The 18,354-nt window shown below is 62.1% G+C and carries 17 protein-coding genes and 1 pseudogene; 8 read left to right on the top strand and 10 right to left on the bottom strand.

Annotation, left to right across the window (positions count from 1 at the left end):
• Positions 1 to 141 precede the first annotated feature (141 nt).
• From RLEG4DRAFT_RS17840 to RLEG4DRAFT_RS17820, 5 genes are all read right to left on the bottom strand, one after another.
• Positions 142 to 1,404, bottom strand: a complete 1,263-nt coding sequence (locus RLEG4DRAFT_RS17840; protein WP_037094660.1) for an ABC transporter substrate-binding protein — start codon at positions 1,402 to 1,404, stop codon at positions 142 to 144.
• A gap of 81 nt (positions 1,405 to 1,485) precedes the next feature.
• Positions 1,486 to 3,012 carry an aldehyde dehydrogenase family protein gene (locus RLEG4DRAFT_RS17835; protein WP_003578703.1) on the bottom strand — a complete coding sequence of 509 codons (1,527 nt, stop codon included), beginning with the start codon at positions 3,010 to 3,012 and terminating at the stop codon, positions 1,486 to 1,488.
• Positions 3,012 to 3,791, bottom strand: coding sequence for an enoyl-CoA hydratase/isomerase family protein (locus RLEG4DRAFT_RS17830; protein ID WP_003578702.1), 780 nt, complete (start codon positions 3,789 to 3,791; stop codon positions 3,012 to 3,014). The genes RLEG4DRAFT_RS17835 and RLEG4DRAFT_RS17830 overlap by 1 nt, the downstream gene beginning before the upstream one ends.
• The gene (locus RLEG4DRAFT_RS17825) at positions 3,784 to 5,397 is read right to left on the bottom strand and encodes an acyl CoA:acetate/3-ketoacid CoA transferase (RefSeq protein WP_171898270.1); all 1,614 of its coding nucleotides are present in this window, start codon (positions 5,395 to 5,397) and stop codon (positions 3,784 to 3,786) included. Before RLEG4DRAFT_RS17825 ends, RLEG4DRAFT_RS17830 begins: the two co-directional genes overlap by 8 nt.
• Before the next feature lie 5 nt (positions 5,398 to 5,402).
• On the bottom strand, positions 5,403 to 6,476 hold the full coding sequence (locus RLEG4DRAFT_RS17820) for a LacI family DNA-binding transcriptional regulator (protein WP_003578700.1): 1,074 nt from the start codon (positions 6,474 to 6,476) through the stop codon (positions 5,403 to 5,405).
• A 333-nt stretch (positions 6,477 to 6,809) separates the two neighbouring features.
• Between RLEG4DRAFT_RS17820 and RLEG4DRAFT_RS17815 the strand changes: the two genes are divergently transcribed.
• From RLEG4DRAFT_RS17815 to RLEG4DRAFT_RS17805, 3 genes and pseudogenes are all read left to right on the top strand, one after another.
• Positions 6,810 to 7,214 carry an Imm6 family immunity protein gene (locus RLEG4DRAFT_RS17815; RefSeq protein WP_003578699.1) on the top strand — a complete coding sequence of 135 codons (405 nt, stop codon included), beginning with the start codon at positions 6,810 to 6,812 and terminating at the stop codon, positions 7,212 to 7,214.
• 16 nt (positions 7,215 to 7,230) lie between these two features.
• Positions 7,231 to 7,416, top strand: a pseudogene (locus tag RLEG4DRAFT_RS47085) (sensor histidine kinase); the annotation flags it as partial.
• 112 nt (positions 7,417 to 7,528) lie between these two features.
• The gene (locus RLEG4DRAFT_RS17805; protein ID WP_003578698.1) at positions 7,529 to 8,152 is read left to right on the top strand and encodes a carboxymuconolactone decarboxylase family protein; all 624 of its coding nucleotides are present in this window, start codon (positions 7,529 to 7,531) and stop codon (positions 8,150 to 8,152) included.
• A 54-nt stretch (positions 8,153 to 8,206) separates the two neighbouring features.
• On the opposite strand, the gene RLEG4DRAFT_RS17800 is transcribed toward RLEG4DRAFT_RS17805, so the two are convergent.
• The gene (locus tag RLEG4DRAFT_RS17800; protein WP_003578696.1) at positions 8,207 to 9,250 is read right to left on the bottom strand and encodes an alpha/beta hydrolase; all 1,044 of its coding nucleotides are present in this window, start codon (positions 9,248 to 9,250) and stop codon (positions 8,207 to 8,209) included.
• Between the two features lie 214 nt (positions 9,251 to 9,464).
• On the opposite strand from RLEG4DRAFT_RS17800, the gene RLEG4DRAFT_RS17795 reads away from it, so the two are divergent.
• Positions 9,465 to 10,067 carry a nucleoside 2-deoxyribosyltransferase gene (locus RLEG4DRAFT_RS17795; protein WP_003578694.1) on the top strand — a complete coding sequence of 201 codons (603 nt, stop codon included), beginning with the start codon at positions 9,465 to 9,467 and terminating at the stop codon, positions 10,065 to 10,067.
• Between the two features lie 36 nt (positions 10,068 to 10,103).
• Here RLEG4DRAFT_RS17795 and RLEG4DRAFT_RS17790 read toward each other — a convergent pair whose 3' ends face one another.
• Positions 10,104 to 10,991: a LysR family transcriptional regulator gene (locus RLEG4DRAFT_RS17790; RefSeq protein ID WP_003578692.1), complete on the bottom strand. Its 888-nt coding sequence runs from the start codon at positions 10,989 to 10,991 to the stop codon at positions 10,104 to 10,106.
• Between the two features lie 128 nt (positions 10,992 to 11,119).
• Between RLEG4DRAFT_RS17790 and RLEG4DRAFT_RS17785 the strand changes: the two genes are divergently transcribed.
• Both RLEG4DRAFT_RS17785 and RLEG4DRAFT_RS17780 read left to right on the top strand, forming a co-directional pair.
• Entirely contained in the window at positions 11,120 to 11,971 is an 852-nt protein-coding gene (locus RLEG4DRAFT_RS17785) for an oxidoreductase (RefSeq protein ID WP_003578691.1), read from the top strand.
• Positions 11,972 to 12,048: 77 nt separating this feature from the next.
• Positions 12,049 to 13,053: a ketopantoate reductase family protein gene (locus RLEG4DRAFT_RS17780; protein WP_003578689.1), complete on the top strand. Its 1,005-nt coding sequence runs from the start codon at positions 12,049 to 12,051 to the stop codon at positions 13,051 to 13,053.
• A gap of 40 nt (positions 13,054 to 13,093) precedes the next feature.
• On the opposite strand, the gene RLEG4DRAFT_RS17775 is transcribed toward RLEG4DRAFT_RS17780, so the two are convergent.
• Positions 13,094 to 14,035 carry an alpha/beta fold hydrolase gene (locus tag RLEG4DRAFT_RS17775; protein WP_003578688.1) on the bottom strand — a complete coding sequence of 314 codons (942 nt, stop codon included), beginning with the start codon at positions 14,033 to 14,035 and terminating at the stop codon, positions 13,094 to 13,096.
• A 168-nt stretch (positions 14,036 to 14,203) separates the two neighbouring features.
• On the opposite strand from RLEG4DRAFT_RS17775, the gene RLEG4DRAFT_RS17770 reads away from it, so the two are divergent.
• Positions 14,204 to 14,515, top strand: a complete 312-nt coding sequence (locus tag RLEG4DRAFT_RS17770; protein ID WP_003578687.1) for a DUF1883 domain-containing protein — start codon at positions 14,204 to 14,206, stop codon at positions 14,513 to 14,515.
• Between the two features lie 164 nt (positions 14,516 to 14,679).
• Complete coding sequence (locus RLEG4DRAFT_RS17765; RefSeq protein ID WP_003578686.1) at positions 14,680 to 15,354, top strand: VIT1/CCC1 transporter family protein; 675 nt, start codon at positions 14,680 to 14,682, stop codon at positions 15,352 to 15,354.
• A gap of 34 nt (positions 15,355 to 15,388) precedes the next feature.
• On the opposite strand, the gene RLEG4DRAFT_RS17760 is transcribed toward RLEG4DRAFT_RS17765, so the two are convergent.
• On the bottom strand, positions 15,389 to 16,705 hold the full coding sequence (locus RLEG4DRAFT_RS17760; protein WP_003578685.1) for a replication-associated recombination protein A: 1,317 nt from the start codon (positions 16,703 to 16,705) through the stop codon (positions 15,389 to 15,391).
• Positions 16,702 to 18,105 (bottom strand): DegQ family serine endoprotease, encoded by a 1,404-nt coding sequence (locus tag RLEG4DRAFT_RS17755; protein WP_003578684.1) that lies wholly within the window; start codon positions 18,103 to 18,105, stop codon positions 16,702 to 16,704. Before RLEG4DRAFT_RS17755 ends, RLEG4DRAFT_RS17760 begins: the two co-directional genes overlap by 4 nt.
• Positions 18,106 to 18,354: the final 249 nt, after the last annotated feature.

The raw sequence follows: 18,354 nt of genomic DNA, 5'->3' as shown, positions 1-18,354 counted from the left end.
TCCTCCCCTGCATCATAGGGCCTGCATCATAGGGCCTGATGACCCTGCATGATGGTCCGCGCGTCATGTCGCACATGATCGGCGCGGAGCCTGAAGCCTCCCCGCGAAGTGCGCGGGGAAGCGTTGTCATCGGCAGCAATCTCAGCGGGCGTCGTCGATCGCCTGGACGAGCTGGGTGACGGCTTCGTCGGAGCTCTTGATCTGACCGTGGACGAACTTCGAGACGACGTCCTTATAGGCATTGGCGATTGCCGGAGGCGCGCCGTAACCTTGAGCCAGCGAACCGAACAGCGTGCCGCCCTCATTGGCGGCCTTCAGGTCGGCGATGCCCTTCTTGCCGCAGGCGTCGAAGTCGGTATCGGGAACGTCGGTACGAGCAGGAACCGAACCCTTGACGACGTTGAAGGCCGACTGGAAGCTCTTCGACAGCGTGGCGGTTGCCAGTGCTGCCTGCGCCGCCTTGCGGTCGTCGGGAACATTGAACATGCCGAACATGTCGGAGTTGTAGATGACGCTGCCTTCAGTGCCGGGGAAGCGGTAGCACAGGAAGTCGGTATCCGGGGTCTTCTTGGCGGCGACGAATTCGCCCTTGGCCCAGTCGCCCATCACCTGCACCAGCGCATCGCCCTTGATCACCATGGCGGTCGCCAGGTTCCAGTCGCGGCCGGAGAAGTTCGGATCGACATATTTGACGATCTTCGCCAGGTTATCGAAGGACTTCTTCATCGTGTCCGACTTCAGCGACGCCTCGTCGAGATCGTTGAAGGCCTTCTTGTAGAATTCCGGTCCGCCGGTCGACAGCACGATGGAATCGAACATCGTCGCTTCCTGCCAGTTCTGGCCGCCGAGCGCCAACGGGATGACGCCTGCAGCCTTCGCCTTGTCGAGCAGGGCGATCAGATCGTCGAAGGTCTTCGGCTGGGTGCCGCCGATCTTGTCCATCACCGCCTTGTTGATCCACAGCCAGTTGACCGAATGCACGTTGACCGGGGCTGCGACCCACTTGCCGTCATAAACCGAGAACTTCTGCAGCGCCGCCGGCACCGACTTGTCCCAGCCTTCCTTCTTCGCCGTCTCGGTGAGGTCACCCATGACGCCGGCCTGGGCATAATCGAGCACGGTGTAACCGAGCATCTGCGAGGCCGTCGGATAGGTGCCGGCTGCCACCATCGCCTTCAGCGCCGTCATCGCCGCATCGCCGCCACCGCCGGCAACCGGCACGTCCTTCCAGGCAAAACCTTCCTTCGACAGATCCTCTTTCAGAACGTTCAGTGCCGCAGCCTCGCCGCCCGACGTCCACCAGTGCAGCATCTGCACTTCTTTCACGTCGGCAGCGCGTGCGGACACATGCGCGCCGGCCAGAGCCAATGCGATCATCGCAGTCGTGGTCAGAAACCTATTCATCGAAAGAACCTCCCAGTTCCTTTTTGGAAGATGCGGGACCATTCCCGCACCGATCATCCGCCCTCCTCAGGCGTAGTTTCATTACCGGCTAAGCCGGCTTTCCGTCTGCGGCATCCACCAGCTGGTGCGCTTGCCGATATGCATGTTTAGCGTCTTGGTCTCGGTATAGTCCTCGACCGCATGGCGGCCGAGCTCGCGGCCGAGACCGCTTTGCTTGTAACCGCCGAAGGGAAGTTCCGAGGCGCCATCCATGAAGGTGTTCATCCAGACCGTCCCTGCCCGCACAGCCCGGCCGATCGTCAGGCAGGTGTCGAAATCGCGGCTCCAGACACCGGCCGACAGGCCGTAGTCGATGGAATTGGCGATGCTGATCGCCTCTGTTGTTGTTTCGAAGGTCAGCACCGATAGGACCGGCCCAAAGACTTCCTCGCGCGCCACCGCCATGTCGGGGGTGACCGCTTCGAGGATGGTCGGCGACATGAACTGCCCCATGCCGAGGTCGAGCGTCTCGCCGCCATGGGCGACACGGGCGCCGCTGCTCCTGGCGCCGGCGACATATCCCGAGATCTTCTCCAGATGCTGCGGCGTGATGATTGCGCCGACCTGCGTTGCGGGATCGAGGGGATCGCCGACCTTGACCGCCTTCGACAGTTCGGCAATCCGCGTGACGACATCGGCAGCGATCGACTTGTGCAGGATCAGCCGCGAGCCGGCATTGCAGCACTCGCCGGCATTGAAATAGGCGCCGAAGACCGCGGCATCGACAAAGGCATCGAGATCGGCATCCGGGAAGACGATCTGCGGGTTCTTGCCGCCGAGTTCCAGCGAGACCTTTTTCAGCGTCTGAGCGGCATTCGCCATCGTCAGTTTTCCGACACCGGTCGAGCCGGTGAAGGAGACCATGTCGACGTCGGGATGCGACGTCATGATCGCGCCGACCTCAGGTCCCCTGCCGGTGACAATATTGACGACGCCTTCCGGAATACCGGCTTCCTGCAGGATTTCTCCCAGCACCAGCGTCGATCCCGATGTCAGTTCCGAGGGCTTGACGACGGTCGTGCAGCCTGCGGCCAAAGCAAAGGGCAGCTTCTGGCCGACGATCAGGAACGGGAAGTTCCAGGGCGTGATGATCGAGACCACGCCGATCGCTTCGCGCAGAACGACGCCGAGCGTGCCGTCGCCGAGCGTATTGTAGCTTTCGCCATGGAGATCGCGTGCAAGCGCCGCGGCATAGCGCCAGATGTCGACCGAGCCGGCAATTTCGCCCCGCACCTGGCTGATCGGCTTTCCAGCCTCGATCGCATCGAGAAATGCCAGCTCCTCTGAACGCGCCGCGATCAAATCGGCCGCCTTGAGCAGGATGGCGGACCGTTCGGATGCGGTCATCCGCGGCCACGGTCCAAGATCGAAGGCCTTGCGTGCCGCGGCAACAGCGCGCTCCGCATCCTTCCTGCTGCCGGTCGGAAACCGGCTGACCACGACCCCATGGCTTGGCGCGACACGCTCGATCGGATCGGCGGCGCCGGCCTCCCATTTGCCGTCGATCAGCATGTTGAAATCGCGCGCTTTATGATTGCTCAGCGCCGTCGGGTTGACGAGGACCGTCATTACCATTCTCCCTTGAACGTTGCCGGGCGCTTTTCGCTGAACGATGCGACGCCCTCCTTCAGATCGCCGGTCTTGGCGGCGAGGATCGAGCCCAGGGCTTCGACCGCGGTTCCGTTGTCTTCGCCATTCGCCGATGCGATCATCAGCTTGGCGATCTCGATGGCAGCCGGCCCTCTTGCAGCAATCCGCTGCGCATATTCCCTGGCGGCGATGAGCGCGTTACCGGTGGCAACCACAGCATCGACGATCCCGAGCAGGCGAGCCTCCTCGGCGGTAAAGATCTCGCCGCCTAAGGCCATGCGCCGGACGGCCTGCGCGCCGAACCGGCGCACGAGGCGCTGGGTCCCGGACCAGCCCGGCACCATTCCAAGGCCGGTTTCCGGCAGGCCGATCTTGATGTGTTCCTCTGCGAGGCGAATGTCGGCAACGCCTGCCAGTTCGAGCCCGCCTCCCAGCGCGTGGCCGTTCAGAGCCGCGACCAGCGGCACCCGGAGCGTCGCCAGTCTTTCGAAGATGCGGTGACCATGCCGAACCCAGAGATGACCGAACTCCTGCGGCAACATTCCGCCCCAGGCCTTGATATCGCCTCCGGCGGAAAAGCCCTTGCCTTCGCCCGTGAGAACGGTGGCGCGCACATTCGGGTTCGCCTCGACCGCGTCGGCGGCGTCGGCCAGCGCTTTCAGCATGTCGAGATCGAGCGCGTTCAGCTTCTCCGGACGGCAAATCGTCAACGTCGCGACGTACCCGTCGACCTCAACCCTAACGGTTCCGCTAGCCATGGAAGGTGCCCTCCAACGTCCGTGCCCTTTTGGTCGGAAGCGACAGGCCGATCGCCGCCTCGCCGAAGAGTGCTGCATCCATGACCTTCAGCTCGGGCGAAACGATCAGCGGAAACTCGGACTGATCGAGAATCTGGGACTGAAGATCTACACCTGGCGCGATCTCGGTGAGGACGATGCCATCAGGCGTCAGCTTCATCACGCACCGCTCGGTGACATAGATGATGTCCTGCCTTTGCTCGATCGCCCGTCTGCCACTGAAGGTGACGTGTTCGACCTCGTTCACCAGCTTCTTCAGCTTGCCTTCCCTTTCGATGACGATAGCCCCGTCGGCGATCGAAAGCTTCGCCCCGGCATTGAACATGCCTGAGAAGACGATCTTCTTTGCCCGCGCCGTGATGTCGACGAAGCCGCCGGCGCCGGCCGTCACATGCGGCCGGAAGGAAAGCTTGGAGACGTTGACCGAACCGTCCTTGCCGATCTCGAGGAAGGAGAGCAGCGACGCATCGAAGCCGGCGCCCTGGAAATAGGTGAACTGATAGGGAGACGGCATATAGGCATCGGCATTGGAGGCGCAGCCGAAGGCGAAGTCGAGCAGCGGCACCCCGCCGACCGCGCCTTGCTCGATGACCCAGGTGACAGCGCCGTGCAGCTCCTCCTCCAGCAAGATGCGCGGCACGTTGGCCGAGATGCCGAAGCCGAGATTGACGCAGCTTCCCGCCTGAAGCTCCTGCGCGACGCGGCGCGCGATGACTTTCTGAACATTGAACTCCGGAACCAGGAAGCTATCGAGCGGGCGGAAGATCTCCCCCGAAATCGCCGGATCGTATACCGTCTGCGTCGTCTGCTTCTGTTCGGGATCGACAACGATATAGTCGACCAGCATTCCCGGCACCCGCACGTCATGGGGTTTCAACGAGCCTTCCTTGGTGATCCGCTTGACCTGGGCGATGACGATACCGCCATTGTTGCGGGCAGCAAGCGCCTGATCGAGGCCGCCGAGATAGGCGCCTTCATGTTCGTAGGTCAGGTTGCCGCGCTCATCGGCGGTGGTGGCGCGGATGATGGCGACCTGAGGCACGATCGAGGGAAAGAACAGCCAGTCGTCGCCTTCGAAGCTGACGCGCTTGACCACCGGATGCTCCGAAGCCAGTTCGTTCATCGCGCAACCCTGCCGCCGGGGATCGACGAAGGTGTCGACGCCGATCTTGGTCAGTACGCCCGGCCGTTTCGCAGCCGCTTCGCGATGGATGTCGAACAGGATGCCAGAGGGAATATTATAAGCCGGGATTTCGTTATTGGTGATCATCTGCCAGATCAGCGGCGGCTCGGCCGATGACGGCCCGGATGGATAGGAGCCGCCGATGATGCACTTCAGCAGGCCCTTCCTGGCGATGTGATCGACGCCCTTGATGCCGCTCATGTCGCCGGCGGCGATCGGATGCAGGGTCGTCAAGTCCCGGGGATGACCGGTCGCCTCGAAACGCTCGCCGATCGCCTTCAGCATCAGGTCCGGGCAACCGAGACCGCTCGAAGACGATACCGTGACGACGGCGCCATTCGGGATCAGCGCGGCCGCCTCAGTTGGGGTGAGATGCTTCTTCATCTGCATTACTCAGCGTCCTGTTTCGATTTTACGCTCTTGCCGGCCCTTGCCGGCGCGGCCTTGCCGGCGCCGCAGCTTTCGCGAACGACCAGCCGAACAGCCGTCGTCACCGTCTCCGCCTCGGCCTTGCCGGCATTGATCTGCTTGAGCAGCATCTGTGCGCCGCGGCGCCCGATGCCCTGCGGATCGACCGAGACCGTCGTCAGCGCCGGAACCGCCGCCTGCGCCTCGATGACATCGTCGAACCCCACCACGGCAAAGTCTGCGCCGGGCTCCAGACGGCGCGCGCGCAATCCGTCGCAAACACCGAAGGCCACGGCATCGTTGAAGCAGACGGCTGCGGTCGGCCGACGGCCAAGAGCAATCGCTTTTCCGATCGCCTCCACCCCACCGGCCCGCGACGGCGCCGACGAGACGACGAGGTCTTCGTGATAGTCGAGCCCGGCCGCCTCCACGCCGCTTCGGTAACCGGCAAGCCTGTCGTCAAAGACAGCGGTGTCGGGAAAACCGCCGAGAAAGGCGATGCGTTTGTGACCGAGCCCGGCCAGATGCTTGACCGCCGACATCATGCCGGCCCGGTTGTCGGAGACGATGGACGAGACCTTGGCGCCGGGCAGGTTTCGAACGACGACCACGACCGGAATGCCAGCAGCCACAAGCGGCTTGAAATCTGCCGCATCGGTGGCGCGGGCCGGCGAGACGATCAGGCCGGAAATGCCATGCTCGCGCATCGATGCGACAACCTCACGCTGCCTGTCGATGCTCTCGCCGGTGTTCGACAGGAACTGCACGAAGCCGGCCGACTGGACGACCATATCGACGCCGACCGCCAGTTCGGCAAAGAAGCTGTTGGTCAGGTCGTTGACGACAACGCCGACGATCCGCGATTTGGCGCCGGCCTGCCGAAGATTGGCGGCGCCGCGGTTATAGACATAGCCAAGCTCGCGCATCACGGCATTGACCTTTGAGCGCGTCCCCTCATTGACCAGGGAGGAGCCCTGAAGCACCAGCGACACCGTCGACTTGGAGACGCCGGCGGCCTTTGCGATGTCAATGACGGTTACCCGCGCCTTTGTCATTTTTCCTCCCGATCACGACGTCGACTTAGGGATAAGTATTTGGAACGTTCCAATTATGTCAAGTGAAATTTACCAAACTTCCATTAATACAGAGATGACGTGCATCGAAACAAAGACGACAAAATTGGAACGATCTAAATTTCGGGTCGCAGCTGAGCGGCATGCGCCGCACTCTTTCGACCTGAAAAATCATGGGGATTCGGGGTTCGTCTCCGCTTACTGCCGAGACGATCAATACGGCCGCGATCGGCGGCGCTGGCGGGAAAAAGCAGGAAGGGCTTCCCATTCCATGCTAACAGGTTTTGCGACAGGCCCGGTGGAGATTATCGAGACATGACGCTGCGTGCCGAACTGACCGCTTTGCCGCCACGCGAACAAGCACGGCGCCTGACATCAGTCGCCGCGTCTCTGGTGGCGAAAATCGAGCAAAGCGAGCCCCACGCGCGGGAGGCCGAGGCCGCGTTGGCGGCAATCCGCGCTTGGGGTGACGGCGGGCACCTGACCGGCCGATATTTCTGCGATCTTATCTACAGCGACGACGAGCACGGCACGCTCCGCCGGCTCTCCGAGGCCGCGGGAAAAGCCAGCGAAGGCGCCTGGAACGCGCTGACGACAACAGCCATGTACGTCGCCTGGCTTGTTTACCAGGAGACCGGCGAGCCGATGCCGAGCGATGTCAACGAGGTAGGCGAGGACAGTCTCGATCTTCTCGACGAGCAACTGGCCAAACTCGGCTAAAGCCGCCCATGATCGCCATGCGCGCACGCTGGATATTCTCGGGCTGCCGGATGGAGCCAGCGGCAAAGGAATGGCGATCGATGGATTGCCGGGCACCGCGGATTGCCGCGCGGCCACATGCCTGATGTCGGCGGCCGGCAGGCCGCACACGTCCCAGTTTGCACTTTTCGACGGACGGATGATCGACATTTACTGTAACCCTCCCCTCAAGAGAGCCGGTAACGGTTCTGCGAGCAGTGACGCCGCCTGATATTTTCAGGATTGCTGTCCGCATTATCTACCCTATCCTTCTCGCTATAGAGGAGGACCATGCCATGGCTTTCATTCACACCCCCAATGCATCCGCCAGCGAGAAGACGACGTCGATGTATGCGTCGGCCGAGGCGAATTATGGTTATTTGCCGAACATGTACCGCGCCTTCGGTCATCGGCCGGAGGTGATGGAGAACTGGGCAGCGCTGCTTTCGAGCATTCGCGGCCATATGAGCCTCAGACGCTATGAACTGGTGACGCTGGCGGCGGCCAAGGAGCTGAAATCCTCCTATTGCATGCTGGCGCATGGCTCGGTGCTGCTGCGCGAGGGTTTTACCAGCGACGGGCTGACGGCTGTCGTCAACGAGACGGAGAAAGCGCCGATCGATGCCGGCGAACGGGCAATCATGGCCTTTGCCGCCAAGGTGGCGCGCGATGCAACCTCGGTCACCCAGCAGGATATAGACGGGCTGAAGAAACACGGGCTGAGCGATGCAGAGGTCTTCGACGTCGCGGCCGCGGCCGCGGCCCGGTGTTTCTTCTCGAAAATGCTGGATGCGCTGGGTGCCGCACCCGACCACGCCTATATCGAGCGGCTGGAGCCGAATGTCCGAAAGGCGCTCAGCGTCGGCCGGGAGGTTGAGCGGCCTCTGGCGCCGTCACCATCGCGCAGCACTTCGCAATGATGCGGACCGGCAGGACGTAAGCCCTCTGCTCCTGCGGCCCTACTCCTGCCGCCCTTACTCCTGCGGTTTGTCCGCAAAATTCCGGATCGCAAATTCGGCGATACTTTGGCTCGACCGATCGGCATCGTCGAGCAGAGATGGAAACAACTGCCACTGATGCGGCATGCCCGCCCAGATCTCGGTCGTGACATCCACACCCGCCTGGCGTGCCTTGTCGGCGAGCCGCAGCGTATCATCCAGCAGGACTTCACCGGAGCCGACCTGCAGCAGCAGCGGCGGAAAGCCCGTCAAGTCGGCATAAAGCGGCGATGCCTGGGGATCGGTCGGAGATCGGCTGCCAAGATAGGGCTTGCGCAAAGTCTCGATCGAGGCCTTGCCAACCAGGGGATCACTATCGACATTCGATGTCATCGATCCGCCAGTCGCGGCAAGATCGGTGATGGGGCTCAACGCCACCACGGCCGCCGGCAACGGTTTTGCCGCCTTCATCTGCCGCAGCACCGTCTCGATCGCAATATTGCCCCCGGCGCCGTCTCCGGCGACGATAACGTTCTCGCTGCGATAGCCGTTGTCGAGCAGCCAGCGATAGGCCGTCAGCGCGTCGTTGATCTGCGCGGGATAGGTATATTCGGGCATCAGCCGATAGTCGATCAGCAGAATGTCGCTGGATGCGGCCTTCGCAAGCGAGCCGGCAAGCAGCCCATGCGTGCGGATGGAGCCGCCGGAAAAGCCGCCGCCATGAATATAGAGGATCACCCTTCGGCCGATCGGGTGATGAAGGCGGGCCGGCCACATCAGCTCGGCATCGACACCGTCGGCATCGACCTGCCGGACCTGGACGCGCGTCGGCCCCGGCATCGTCTCCATCAGAGTTCGGAAGGCCGTGCGGCGCTGCTGCAGGCTGTCGGCGCCGGCAAAATGATCCTTCCAGAGGCCGACGAGTTTTTCGACCTGGTCATGCGAGGCCTGGCTTTGCGGTCCAATGTCCTTTCCGACCGCTGCCGATGCCGCGAGCATCAGCCCGGCCCAGACGGGAAACAGACAAGCAAGCCGCTTTGGGGCTTTTCGAATACCCGCTGGCAAAATCCCACCGTTCATCAACTTCTCCCGACGATGCTGGCCATGCGGCATAATTGGCCGGTTCGTCCACCGGAGTCAAAAGGGTGAGGCCGGAACCTTGGGCTGCTCCTCAAAAAAACGGACAATGCCTGCCGGCACGGCTTGCCATTTGCCGCGTATCCGTCGGAAATGAGCTCCGTGCCTGGCCGCCCCGACCCCGGCGCTTCGTCTCATGTTTAAGTGAAGGATACCGATGACCACCATTTACCTTGCCGGCCCGGAAGTTTTTCTTCCGGATGCCATGCCGATCATGGCCGAAAAACGCCGATTGGCGCGCCAGTTCGGGTTCGAGCCGACCGGTCCCGGCAGCGACGAAAACCAGACCCCGGTGAAGCGGACCGCCGCCGAGATCTACGCACGCAACGACGACGCCATGCGCCGAGCCGAGATCTGCCTCGCCAATATCACGCCGTTTCGCGGCGTCAGCGCCGATCCGGGGACGGTCTACGAGATCGGCTTCATGATTGCGCTCGGAAAAGCGGTCTTTGCCTATACCAATCACCCCGACGATTATGGGCTGCGTGTTCGCTCGGTCTGGTATGCGGGGCTCGAGATCGATGAGACGAGCGGGCGTCCACGCGGACCGGATGGCATCGCCATCGAAAATCACGGCATGGCCGACAACCTGATGATCGACGGCGGGGTCGAGGCGACGGGAGGCAGGGTGTTCCGTGCGGCCGCGCTGCCGGCGGACCCTGCCCGCGACCTGGGGGTTTATTTTGCGGCGCTGCAGACGATCGCCGGCATGCGAGCCGATGGCCGCCGACTTGACCGCGAGGGTCCGGTTCCGGGTTGAGCGACCGCCGGCGACGGACAGACATCTTGAGCTTTTTTACTCCGCCCGCATCGCTTCGATAACCGCCCTGAAGCCTGCCGACATGTGGCGGCGGCTCGGATAGTAGAGATAGAGCGGTTCCTCCGGCTGGCACCAGTCATCCAGCACCTGAACGAGTTCGCCGCTAGCGATCGCCCTTTCCACGCGCGGTTCCCAGATATAGGCAAGACCGACGCCGCCGAGCGCTGCCTGCATCATCAGTTCGTGATCGTCGAGCGACAGCGGTCCGGTCGGCTGAAAGCTCACCGTCTGGTCGTTCTTTTCGAACTCCCAGGCATATCGCGCGCCTGATGGAAACATGTTCTGGATGCAGAGATGGCGCTTGAGTTCGTGAGGAGTTGCCGGTTTCGGCCGGGTCTCGAAATAGGCGGGTGAACCGACAACGACCAGGCGGATGCGGGGCTTGATGCGCAGTGCGATCATGCCGTCGGTGACGCGTTCGCCGAAACGGATGCCGGCATCGAAGCCTTCCTCGACGATATCGACAAGCCGATCCGTCGCGTTGATTTCCAGCTGCAGATTGGGGTTCTTTTTCAGCAGCGGGCCAATGACGCGGCCGATGACGAAAGGACCGATCGAGTTCGGCACGTTGATCCTCACCTTGCCGAAGGGTGTGTCGCGGTAGCGATTCAGCGCGTCGAGCGCGGCGGCCATCTCCCCGAAGGCCGGATCCAGATGCGACATCAGAAGTTCGCCAGCCTCGGTCAGCGAGACGCTACGCGTCGTGCGGTTGAGCAGCCGGATGCCGATCCGGTCTTCGAGATTGAGCACGGCATGGCTGATCGCAGAGGCGGTGACACCCCGCTCCTCGCCGGCCTTGCGAAAACTCTTATGCCGCGCGACGGCTGAAAAGGCTGCGAGCTCGGAAAGTTCGGTGGCGCGCATTGCTGAATTACGCTCATCATAGTTTCGATTATAACAAATCTTATACATCATCGGATTTTCGGTCAAATTCACCCCGTCGGCACAGAGATGCGGCGCAAGCGAGATAAACAGCCCGAAAGGAATTCGTCATGAAAGTCTGGTTCATCACCGGTGCATCCCGCGGCTTCGGCGCGCTGATGACCACGGAAGCCCTCGCCGCCGGCGATGCCGTCATCGCCACCGCCCGCAACCCGAAGACCGTGACCGAGCAGTTCGGCGATCATCCGAACCTGCTCGCCGTCGCCCTCGACGTCACCAACGAGGCACAGGCAAAAGAGGCCGCGGCTGCCGGCGTCGCCCGCTTCGGACGCATCGACGTTCTCGCCAACAATGCCGGCTACGGCCTGCTCGGCGCCGTCGAGGAAGCCACCGCCGAAGAGATCGAAAAACTCTATGCCACGAATGTATTCGGCCTGCTGAAGGTGACGCGCGCGGTGCTGCCTTATATGCGCCGCCAGCGTTCCGGCCACGTGCTGAACTTCTCCTCGATCGGCGGTTACTTCGGCTATCCGGGCTGGGGCATCTACGGTTCGACGAAATTTGCCGTCGAAGGCCTGTCCGAATCGATGGCGGCCGAACTCGAACCCTTCGGCATCAAGGTGACGATCGTCGAGCCCGGCTTCTTCCGCACCGACTTCCTCGCCGACACGTCGCTGGCGATCAGCCCGGCCTCCATTGCCGATTACGAAGGCACGCCGGCCGGCAACATGCGCAATTTCGCCGCCGACGCCAATCATGCCCAGCCCGGCGACCCCGCCAGACTCGCTGCCGGCATCGTGACGATGGTCAATTCGGCCAACCCGCCGCTACGCATGCCGTTCGGCAGCGATACGGTGGCGATGATCGAGGCGCAGCATGCCAGCGTCGAAAAGGAACTAGCCGCCTGGCGTGAGCTTGCTTTGTCGACGGATTTTCCGAGCGAGGCAACGGTCTCGGTCTGAAGCGGCAAAATCAACATTCGCCTTATGCTGGGGATGACCTAAGTCTAGGTTCGACCACGACTATGAAGAGGCGATGCATGTCGATAAAAACCATCTCTATCTATGGCGCCGGCGCCCTCGGCGGCGCTATTGCCGCCAAGCTCGCCCGCAGAGCCGGAAACGACACCACCATCTCTGTCGTCGCGCGGGGGGCGCATCTCGACGCCATCCGCAGGCATGGTCTCAGCCTGCGCGAAGCCGATGCGGAAACGCCGCTCAACGTTCGCCTGACGGCGACCGACGATCCAAAGACATTGCCGCCGCAGGACCTCGTCATCACCGGTCTCAAGGGGCATCAGTTGGCGGCCGCCGCCGAGGGAATCGCCGGTCTCCTGAAGCAGGGCACCCGTGTCGTCATGATCCTCAACGGCATTCCGTGGTGGTATTTCCATCGCGATACCAATAGCCGGCATGCGGAACTGCAGCTCGACGAACTCGATCCAGGCGGCAGGATTTGGCGGCTGATCGGGCCGGAGCGGGTGATTGGCTGCGTGGCCTATCAAGGCGCTGAGGTGGTCAACCCGGGTGAGATCCAGCTTTCCCACAAAGGCCGCTTCGTGCTCGGCGAGCCCTCCGGCGAAATGTCTGCCGATCTGGAGGCCATAGCAGCGGTGCTGACCGGCGCCGATCTCAGCATTACAACCACGCCGGAAATCCGCAGCGAAATCTGGAGCAAGTTGATGGGCAACGCCGCCTTCAACCCGATCAGCGCTCTGACCCGGGCGCTGATGACAGACATCCTGGCGGACCCAGCGCTGATGGACATGGTCAGCAAAGTCATGAAGGAAGTGCGCGCGGTCGGCGATGCACTCGGCGCGCATTTCGCTATGACAGTCGAGCAGCGGCTGGAGCAATCGCGCCATATCGGCGGCGTTCGGACATCAATGCTGCAGGATCTGATCGGCGGCAAGCCGCTCGAAATCACGCCGCTGGTCGGCATGCTGGTGGCGCTCGGACGCCTGACTGCCGTGCCGACCCCGGTATCGGAAACCATCCTGGCGCTGGTGACGCAGTTGGACCGGGAAAACCGGCGCGGCAGCTGATGCGGGAGAGAGCGGCCGGGATAAATCCGGCCGCTCTCGCTTATTTCCCAACCTGCTCGGCCCAGTTCGGCGCCTTGCCGCCGCCGTCAAGGAAATTCATCGCTACATTCGCCATCAGCGGCGAAGCGAAGGTCTCGTAGTGGGTGAGATCGGGCAGAATCGCCAGACGGTTCTTCGACATGTTCTCGCGCATCCAGCCGGCATCGCGCAGGCCGCCGCCGAGCTTGTGGTAGAAGTCGATCATATGCTCGGGGCGGATCATGTCGGCATCGCCGTAGATCAGCATGACAGGCATGGTGAGCCTGGCGACGGCATCGCTATAATCCTTGGGTTCGCGCATCAGCGCACCCATGGCGTCGAGCAGCTTCGGAAATTCAGAAACGTCGGGCGCCACCGCCTTATAGGAGATGAACATCGGCGTGTCCTTCATCATCTCGGCCATGCCGGCGCCGACGGCCGCCTGCTGCGGCAGCATCTCCGGGAAGAAGCCGTTCTGCGCATAGGGCGCCGAGAGGATCACCAGGCGGCGTACCTGGTCGGGGGCGTTCGCCGCCATGTTCAGCGCCACCCCGCCGCCGAAGGAATAACCGAAGACGTCGAGCTTGTCGTAACCGAGCTGCTTCACCAGGATCGCAAGATCAGCGCCGATTGCCGCAAGGTCGATCGGCCGCTTGCCGAGCGGCGTGCGGCCATGCCCCTGCAGGTCGACGGCGATCACCTGCCGGTGATCGGTGAAAACAGGCATGACTGGCGCAAACATCTCGATCTGCCCGAGGCCGCCGTGAAGCAGCAGCAGCGGTTCGCCCTCGCCGCGGACCTCGTAATAATAGTCGATGCCGTTGACCGGCAGACTTCCCTTCCTGACGATCGGTGCGACCACCTTTTCCTCGATACCAGCCGCGCCACCGGCGCCTGCCATATCGGGCGCCGCCAGCAATGCGGCAGCGGTTGCGATCATCGAAATCAGCCTCATCTTCGACATGTCCTTGCTCCGTTTTTGCTTGAATATCGCAAGGACGGCGGCGCCCAGGCTTTTCCGACAATGCGCTTCGAAATTTCTCCGATCGGGCCTTCAGATCGATTTCCAACTTTTCCTTAACCGGCATACTGGTAAAATCTCGTCGCAGAGACTTCAGACACAACGAGACCGATGCCGAAACCGAACTTCCGCTTCACCCATTACGATCTCAAGGAACAACGCGCCGGAACGATCGTCGAGGTGTCGTTGAATGCGGTGAACAATGTTCGGCTGATGACAGCGCCGAATTTCCAGCGCTTCACCGAGGTTCTCGATTTCAAGTATATCGGTGGCGTGGCGCGCAAATCGCCGATCAAGATCGCCGTTCCGGAAAGCGGCCATTGGCATATCGTCGTCGATATGGAAGGCCATCACGGGCTGGCGGACTCTTCCGTCAAGGTGATCGCCGGGCCGCCAAATCAGAAGACGCCGCGCACCTCCTGAGCTTTACAGCACCGCTGTTTCTACGAAAACCGTGACACGACACGCCCGATCGTCCTGACCTTTGATCACGATCAATGAATCCGGCTGCCAAGTCGATCACAGTCACGGTCGCAAGGACCCGCGCCGCGGCGCCACCGGTTGCTTCATCACGTCGGAAGCAGTTCATGACTTCGAACCTGATCGGACGTATCACCAACATCATTGATCCTGGCGATGCGCTCGGTGAAGTCCTTTTCGGATTGATCATGGCGCTGACATTGACGGTCGGTTCGAGGCTGGTTTTTGAAAAAGAAGGGTTGAATGTCGACGATCTGATTGTCGCAACGATCGGCTGCAATGTCGCCTGGGGGATCATCGACGCCGTCTTGTTCTATCTGGGAGCGACGTTTTACAAAAGCAGGCGGCTTCGGCTTTTTCGGCAGGTCAAAGCCGCCAAATCCGAATCGACGGCGCTCATGGTGATCGCGAAGGAATTTCCGATTGAAAAAGCACCGTTCTCCGCAAAGGGCGCCGATGCGGAGGCACTCTATCGATCACTCCTGACGCTCGCAGGCCGGGCCGATCCTGTGAAGGTGTCGCTGTCGAAAGGTGATCTGTTGGCCGCAATCGCGGTCTTCGTCCTGGTCTCGGCCACCTCCATTCCGGCCGTTATGCCCCTCCTTCTCATTGACAATGCACACCTTGCGCTGAGAACCAGCAACCTGTTTCTCATCATGCTGCTGTTTGTGACGGGCTATGCCTGGGCGAGGTTCTCAGGAGGCAGGCCCTTGTATGCCGGGATGACGATGACTGGTCTCGGATTGCTTCTGGTCGCAATCGCGATCGCGCTTGGCGGCTGAGCCCGGTTCGCTAAATAGGACAAGCCGAGAGGCGTCAGCGCGGATTGCGCTCCCTGCGAAGTTTGTCCCACCATTCCAGCCGCTTGCGGATATCGCGCTCGAAGCCGCGCTCCGGCGGATCGTAGAAGGTCTGCCGGCCCATCTTCTCTGGGAAATAATCCTGGCCGGAAAAGGCGTCGGGCTCATCGTGGTCGTAACGGTAACCGTCGCCGTAACCTTCGCCCTTCATCAGCTTGGTCGGCGCATTGAGGATATGCTTGGGCGGCAGCAGCGAGCCGTTTTGCTTGGCGGCCTGGCTTGCCGCCTTGAAGGCGGTGTAGACGGCATTCGATTTCGGCGCGGTGGCGAGATAGACGCAGGCCTGGGCCAGGGCTAGTTCGCCCTCCGGGGAGCCGAGATACTCATAGGCATCCTTGGCGGCATTGCAGATCACCAGCGCCTGCGGATCGGCAAGGCCGATATCCTCCACCGCCATGCGCACCAGCCGCCGGCCGAGATAGAGCGGATCCTCGCCGGCATCGAACATGCGGGCGAGATAATAAAGCGCGGCATCCGGATCCGAACCCCGCACGGACTTGTGCAGTGCCGAGATCAGATTGTAATGGCCATCCTGCGCCTTGTCATAGACCGGAGCGCGACGCTGGACGATGCGCGTTAGGCCTTCGGTGTCGAAACTTTCGCCCTCGCGGGCGGCGCGCCAGACCTCTTCGGCAAGCGTCAGCACCGCGCGACCGTCACCATCGGCCATGCGGACCAGGCTGACACGTGCTTCCTCCGTCAGGGGCAGCGGCTTTTGCTCGATCGCCTCGGCGCGCTTCAGCAGTTCCTCCAGGCTCTCCTCGTCATGCGACTTGAAGGTCAGCACGCGGGCGCGCGACAGTAGAGCGGCGTTGAGCTCGAAGGACGGGTTTTCGGTGGTGGCGCCGACGAGGATGACGGTGCCATCCTCCATGACCGGCAGGAAACTGTCCTGCTGGGCGCGGTTGAAACGATGGATCTCATCCACGAAGAGCAGCGTCTGGCGGCCATCCATTCGCCGCAGACGGGCCGTCTCGAACACCTTCTTCAGATCGGCGACGCCGGAAAAGATCGCCGATATCTGTTCGAAGGCCAGCCCCGCCTCGCCCGACAGCAGCCGCGCGACCGTCGTTTTGCCGGTGCCGGGCGGCCCCCAGAAGATCATCGAGCCAAGCGAGCCGCTTTCGATCATCCTTTTCAAGACGCCGTCTTCACCGGTCAGATGCTCCTGACCAGTGACATCGGCGAGCGTCTTCGGCCGCAGCCGATCGGCAAGCGGCCGCCTGGCGGCCACCTCCTCCGGAACACGCGGCGCGAAGAGATCGTTGCTCATCGGAAGAACTGCCGGATGCGCTGACCGTCGCGCTCGATCTCGACCCGCCAGAGGCCGGGGTCGCTGTCAGCGATTTGGGACAGTTCGCTGGTCGACTTCACATCGGTGCCGTTGATCGAGACGATGATATCCTTCGGCTCGAAACCGAGACGGGCGGCCGGCGAATCCTCCTTCACCTCGGAGACGACGACGCCTGCCGATTCCGGCGGCATGCGCAGCTCGTCGGCGACCCGCGGCGACAGGTTCTCGACGACGGCGCCACTGAAGGGAGTGCGTCCACCGATCGTGCGCTGGTCGCGCGGCGAGGTTTCCGGGGCGCGATCGAGCGTCAGCGGCAGTTGCTCCTCGCGGCCATTCTCGATGACGGTGAGCTTGACCGATTTGCCGAGACCGGCCGTCGTCAGACGGTAGAGCAGCGCATCCGGATGTTCGACAGATATGCCGTCGACGGCGGTGACGATTTCGCCGGCCTTCAATCCGGCCTTGGCCGCCGGTCCGCCTTCCGAAACTTTGACGACCAGCGCGCCGCGAGCCTTGTTGAGCCCCAGCGCTTCGGCCACCTCAGACGTCACGGCATCGAAGCTCGCGCCGACATAGGGCCGCTCGAAGGTTTTGACGCCGGCATCGGCCGAGGCGAGGAAGACTTTGACCAGATTGGCGGGAATGGCAAAGCCGATGCCGTTCGAACCGCCGCCGCGCGAGAAGATCGCCGTGTTGATGCCGATCAGTTCGCCTTTCATGTTCATCAAGGCGCCGCCGGAATTGCCGGGATTGATCGAGGCATCGGTCTGGATGAAGAAGCCGAACTCGTTCCTGACCACCTGGTTGCGGGCAAGTGCCGAGACGATGCCGCTCGTCACTGTCTGGCCGACGCCGAAGGGATTGCCGATCGCCAGAACGAGATCGCCGACCTCGACGGCATCGGAATTGCCGATCGGCAATGTCGGAAAGCTCTCCTTGGTATCGATCTTCAACACGGCGAGGTCGACGCGGTCATCGCGCAGCACCACCTTGCAGGGGAATTCGCGGCCGTCCGACAGCGCCACCTTGATGTCGTCGGCGCCTTCGACGACGTGATTGTTGGTGACGACGGTGCCATTCGCCTCGACGATGACGCCGGAGCCGAGCGAGGACTGCTTCTCCGAACGGTTCGGCATCTGCTGGCCGAAGAACTGCTCGAAGAAGGGGTCGCCGGCAAAGGGCGACTGCCGCTGGACGGTCTTCTCCGCATAGACATTGACGACGGCGCCCGACGTCTGCTTGACGAGCGGCGCGAAGGAGAGCTGCATCTGCATCTGGCTCTCGGGCACCGTCTTTGCCGTCTGCGCGTAAGCCGCGGCCGGCAGAAGCAGTATCAGAGCGAGCAGCGAAACGGAGGCGTGTTTGAACAGGCCTTGCATGATTATCCCTTTTGAATCCTCTTGAGCAACGCTTTTAGAGCATGATGCCGAAAAGTGTGAGCGGTTTTCGGACGACATCATGCTCCAACTATTTAGTTGCGAACAGGATTCAGATTTTAGGCCGAACCAGCCTAAAATCATCCTGTTCTGCCCGACGCTAGAAAGGAAAGAGGGCGGAAGCATGGAAGAATAAGGCAGGCTGAGGCCTTCGAGACTTTGCTTGAAGCATTTGTGAATTCGATTCAGGAA

Source organism: Rhizobium leguminosarum bv. trifolii WSM2297 (assembly GCF_000271845.1).
The sequence above is the reverse complement of the archived record's forward strand: the minus strand, read 5'-3'. Positions and strand labels throughout refer to the sequence as shown.